Source organism: Pedobacter paludis (genome assembly GCF_003173575.1).
Lineage (GTDB): Bacteria > Bacteroidota > Bacteroidia > Sphingobacteriales > Sphingobacteriaceae > Pedobacter > Pedobacter paludis.
This window is the reverse complement of sequence record NZ_QGNY01000014.1, coordinates 1-5,353: the sequence shown is the minus strand read 5'-3', so window position 1 is coordinate 5,353 and position 5,353 is coordinate 1. Positions and strand designations below refer to the sequence as shown.

The 5,353-nt window shown below is 50.7% G+C and carries 2 tRNA genes and 3 rRNA genes; all 5 read right to left on the bottom strand.

Annotated elements, in window-relative coordinates:
* Positions 1 to 6: 6 nt before the first annotated feature.
* Positions 7 to 118 (bottom strand): 5S ribosomal RNA (rrf, locus tag DF947_RS22035).
* Between the two features lie 143 nt (positions 119 to 261).
* Positions 262 to 3,138, bottom strand: a 23S ribosomal RNA gene (locus DF947_RS22030).
* Between the two features lie 398 nt (positions 3,139 to 3,536).
* Positions 3,537 to 3,610: transfer RNA gene (locus DF947_RS22025), tRNA-Ala, on the bottom strand.
* A gap of 24 nt (positions 3,611 to 3,634) precedes the next feature.
* A tRNA-Ile gene (locus tag DF947_RS22020) sits at positions 3,635 to 3,709 on the bottom strand.
* A gap of 214 nt (positions 3,710 to 3,923) precedes the next feature.
* Positions 3,924 to 5,353: ribosomal RNA gene (locus DF947_RS22015) — 16S ribosomal RNA — on the bottom strand; the annotation flags it as partial.

Below are 5,353 nucleotides of genomic sequence, written 5' to 3'. Positions count from 1 at the left end.
TTTAAGATCTGGCACCGACCTACTCTCCCACGTGTTACCGCAGTACCATCGGCTCTGGCGGGCTTAACTTCTCTGTTCGGAATGGGAAGAGGTGGACACCGCCGATATAGGCACCTGAATATTTTAAAGTCTGAAGTGTAAAGTATAAAGTTTAAAGTTCCGTGCGGTTGCACTTTTACCCTCAACTTTCAACCTTCAACCCAAACAGTGACATATTATTGAAAGAAGTTAAGTTTCGAAGAACAAACAACAGTATGTTGCCTTTGAAAGCCTCGGATGATTAGTACTACTCGACTGTGGTGTCGCCACCTTTACATCTGTAGCCTATCGACGTAGTAGTCTTCTACGGTCCTATATGGAACTCTCATCTCGTGGCTAGTTTCGCACTTAGATGCTTTCAGCGCTTATCTATTCCCAGCGTAGCTACTCTGCAATGCCCCTGGCGGAACAACAGATTCACTAGAGGCTGGTCCAACCCGGTCCTCTCGTACTAAGGTCAGCCCCACTCAAAATTCCTACGCCCACAACAGATAGGGACCGAACTGTCTCGCGACGTTCTGAACCCAGCTCGCGTGCCACTTTAATCGGCGAACAGCCGAACCCTTGGGACCTTCTCCAGCCCCAGGATGTGACGAGCCGACATCGAGGTGCCAAACCTCCCCGTCGATATGAGCTCTTGGGGGAGATCAGCCTGTTATCCCCAGCGTACCTTTTATCCTTTGAGCGATGGCCCTTCCATGCAGAACCACCGGATCACTATATCCGTCTTTCGACCCTGATCGACTTGTCTGTCTCACAGTCAAGCAAGCTTATGCTATTGCACTCCGCGTACGGTTACCAAGCGTACTGAGCTTACCTTTGAAAGCCTCCGTTACCTTTTTGGAGGCGACCACCCCAGTCAAACTACCCATCAAACAATGTCTCCCGCTGTGCGGGATTAGACACCGAATACAGAAAGGGTGGTATTTCAACGTTGGCTCCACGATACCTGGCGATACCGCTTCAAAGCCTCCCACCTATCCTACACATCCTGTAGCCAGTGTCAATGTTAAACTGTAGTGAAGGTGCATGGGGTCTTTCCGTCCCGTTGCGGGTACCCGGCGTCTTCACCGGGACCACAATTTCACCGAGCTCATGGCTGAGACAGCGCCCAGATCGTTACACCATTCGTGCAGGTCGGAACTTACCCGACAAGGAATTTCGCTACCTTAGGACCGTTATAGTTACGGCCGCCGTTTACTGGGGCTTCGATTCAATGCTTCTCCTTGCGGATGACATCCCCTCTTAACCTTCCAGCACCGGGCAGGTGTCAGGCCTTATACCTCATCTTTCGATTTTGCAAAGCCATGTGTTTTTGTTAAACAGTCGCCTGGGCCTTTTCACTGCGGCTGACATTGCTGCCAGCGCCCCTTCTCCCGAAGTTACAGGGCCATTTTGCCGAGTTCCTTAGCCATGATTCACTCGAGCACCTTAGAATCCTCTTCCCGGATACCTGTGTCGGTTTGCGGTACGGGTCTTTATAGCCTGGAGCTTAGCGGTTTTTCTTGGAAGTCTGATTACCTGCGCTATCCGCTCAGCCGGAGCCTCGCGGTACTATCGACTTTCAGCTAGGTCGGCGGATTTGCCTACCGTCCTAATACCTACTGTCTTTAACGATCTATTCCGTCAGATCGCGGCAGTGTCACTACTCCGTCCCCACATCGCAGCTATAAAAAGTACTGGAATATTAACCAGTTGTCCATCGAATTTCCCCTTCGGGTTCTCCTTAGGTCCCGACTGACCCTGATCCGATTAGCGTTGATCAGGAAACCTTATCCTTTCGGTGGGCGGGTTTCTCTCCCGCCTTATCGTTACTTATGCCTACATTTGCTTTTCCATACGCTCCAGCACCCATTACCAGATACCTTCGCCGCGCATGGAATGCTCCCCTACCGATATATTTCAATCCCATAGCTTCGGTGCACAGTTTAATGCCCGTTTATTATCCATGCCCGATCGCTCGACTAGTGAGCTGTTACGCACTCTTTAAATGAATGGCTGCTTCCAAGCCAACATCCTAGCTGTCTGTGCAATCGGACCTCGTTAGTTCAACTTAACTGTAACTTGGGGACCTTAGCTGATGGTCTGGGTTCTTTCCCTCTCGGCGCGTGACCTTAGCACCCCGCGCCTCACTGCCGGCCATATTACATAGCATTCGGAGTTTGTCTGGATTTGGTAGGATTTGACTCCCCCGCACCCAATCAGTAGCTCTACCTCTATGTAACTAAATGCCGACGCTGTTCCTAAAAACATTTCGGGGAGTACGAGCTATTTCCCAGTTTGATTAGCCTTTCACCCCTACCCACAGATCATCCGGAAACTTTTCAACGTTTATCGGTTCGGTCCTCCAGTACGTGTTACCGCACCTTCAACCTGTCCATGGGTAGATCACAAGGTTTCGCGTCTACCTCCCCTGACTATACGCCCTGTTCAGACTCGCTTTCGCTTCGGATCCGTGCCTAAAACACTTAACCTTGCCAGGAAAGAGTAACTCGTAGGCTCATTATGCAAAAGGCACGCCGTCACGCCACCTGGACGCTCCGACCGCTTGTAAGTACACGGTTTCAGGTTCTATTTCACTCCCCTGTTCGGGGTTCTTTTCACCTTTCCCTCACGGTACTGGTTCACTATCGGTCTCTCAGGAGTATTTAGCCTTACCGGATGGTGCCGGCAGATTCCCACAAGGCGTCTCCGACCTCGCGGTACTCAGGATACTGCTAGACCAAGGTTCTATACGTGTACAGGGCTATCACCTTGTATCGCCGGGCTTCCCATCCCGTTCCACTTCTGTTCCTTAATGCCACGCCGCAGTCCTACAACCCCACCTATGCCGTAACATGGATGGTTTGGGCTCTTTCCCTTTCGCTCGCCACTACTCAGGAAATCATTGTTATTTTCTCTTCCTCTGCTTACTTAGATGTTTCAGTTCGGCAGGTTTGCTCATTATATGTGACTGGTCTTCAACCAGCCGGGTTGCCCCATTCGGAAATCCCCGGATCGATTCGTATTTGCGGATCCCCGGAGCTTATCGCAGCTTATCACGTCCTTCATCGCCTCTGAGAGCCAAGGCATCCCCCGTGTACTCTTTCTTACTTTCTTCTACTCATATGCCTTTTGCGCCATATGGTATGCTTTTTTGCTCTTGTTATGATGTCTCATGCTCAATTTCCGCTTGCGCCTCTATCAAGCGAGCACAAACACAACAGTCGCCTATTGTTGTTTGCTCTTCTTTTTTAACTTCTTCCAATATGTCAAAGAACTTTGCCAAGGCTGGGCAAAGGGTATCAGGTTGCAGGTTTCACTGTCTGCTTCCAAGCCTTTGGCTTCGCCTTGTTAGTAAAAAACCGCGGTCTCGAACCGTTTCGTATACGGTATGCATACGTGCCCCATGGCGTTTCCTTTCTGTTTCTCAATTATGTCAATGTATACTGCCGATCCCGGCACTGTCTGTTTTTTTAAAGCTTTCCGCTTCGGTCTCCGGGATTTCGGCCCGGATGTGGAGAATAACGGAGTCGAACCGTTGACCTCCTGCGTGCAAGGCAGGCGCTCTAGCCAGCTGAGCTAATCCCCCATAAGATTGGTATCCCCGATATAGTAGTCCCGTCCAGATTTGAACTGGAGACCCCTACATTATCAGTGTAGTGCTCTAACCAGGCTGAGCTACGGGACTGTTTGATTTCAGATTCTGGGATTGACGATTTTGGATTTTTGTATGCCGATATAGCAGATCGTAAATCGTAAATCAAAAACCGTAATTCAATTTCAATCTCGCCCCTCAAAGATTCTTGTTAGTGCCACCAATGTGGTCAATCTTCTGGGTGTTTCTTTTTTTTTCCCTTGATAAGAGTATCATGTTGCGAAGCGGGTAGACGGTGCTGCTCCAGAAAGGAGGTATTCCAGCCGCACCTTCCGGTACGGCTACCTTGTTACGACTTAGCCCCAGTTATCGGTTTTACCCTAGGACGCTCCTTGCGGTTACATACTTTAGGTACCCCCAACTTCCATGGCTTGACGGGCGGTGTGTACAAGGCCCGGGAACGTATTCACCGCGTCATTGCTGATACGCGATTACTAGCGAATCCAACTTCATGGGGTCGAGTTGCAGACCCCAATCCGAACTGTGAACGGCTTTGTGAGATTCGCACCACATTGCTGTGTAGCTGCCCTCTGTACCGTCCATTGTAGCACGTGTGTAGCCCCGGACGTAAGGGCCATGATGACTTGACGTCGTCCCCTCCTTCCTCTCTGTTTGCACAGGCAGTCTGTTTAGAGTCCCCACCATAACGTGCTGGCAACTAAACATAGGGGTTGCGCTCGTTGCGGGACTTAACCCAACACCTCACGGCACGAGCTGACGACAGCCATGCAGCACCTAGTTTCGTGTCCTTGCGGACGTTCCCATCTCTGGAAACTTCACTAACTTTCAAGCCCGGGTAAGGTTCCTCGCGTATCATCGAATTAAACCACATGCTCCTCCGCTTGTGCGGGCCCCCGTCAATTCCTTTGAGTTTCAATCTTGCGACCGTACTCCCCAGGTGGAACACTTAACGCTTTCGCTTAGCCGCTGACTGTGTATCGCCAACAGCGAGTGTTCATCGTTTAGGGCGTGGACTACCAGGGTATCTAATCCTGTTTGATCCCCACGCTTTCGTGCCTCAGCGTCAATAAGACCATAGTAAGCTGCCTTCGCAATCGGTGTTCTGAGACATATCTATGCATTTCACCGCTACTTGTCTCATTCCGCCTACCTCTAGTCTATTCAAGCCCGTCAGTATCAAGGGCACTGCGATAGTTGAGCTACCGTCTTTCACCCCTGACTTAACAGGCCGCCTACGCACCCTTTAAACCCAATAAATCCGGATAACGCTTGGATCCTCCGTATTACCGCGGCTGCTGGCACGGAGTTAGCCGATCCTTATTCTTCCGGTACATTCAGCTGCCTACACGTAGACAGGTTTATTCCCGGATAAAAGCAGTTTACAACCCATAGGGCAGTCTTCCTGCACGCGGCATGGCTGGTTCAGAGTTGCCTCCATTGACCAATATTCCTTACTGCTGCCTCCCGTAGGAGTCTGGTCCGTGTCTCAGTACCAGTGTGGGGGGCCATCCTCTCAGATCCCCTAGTCATCGTCGCCTTGGTGGGCCGTTACCCCGCCAACTAGCTAATGACACGCATGCCCATCCCTGTCCCATAAATGTTTGATCATTGTACAATGCCGTACTGTGATTTTATGCGGTATTAATCCGGATTTCTCCGGGCTATCCCCCAGACAGAGGCAGGTTGCATACGCGTTACGCACCCGTGCGCCACTTT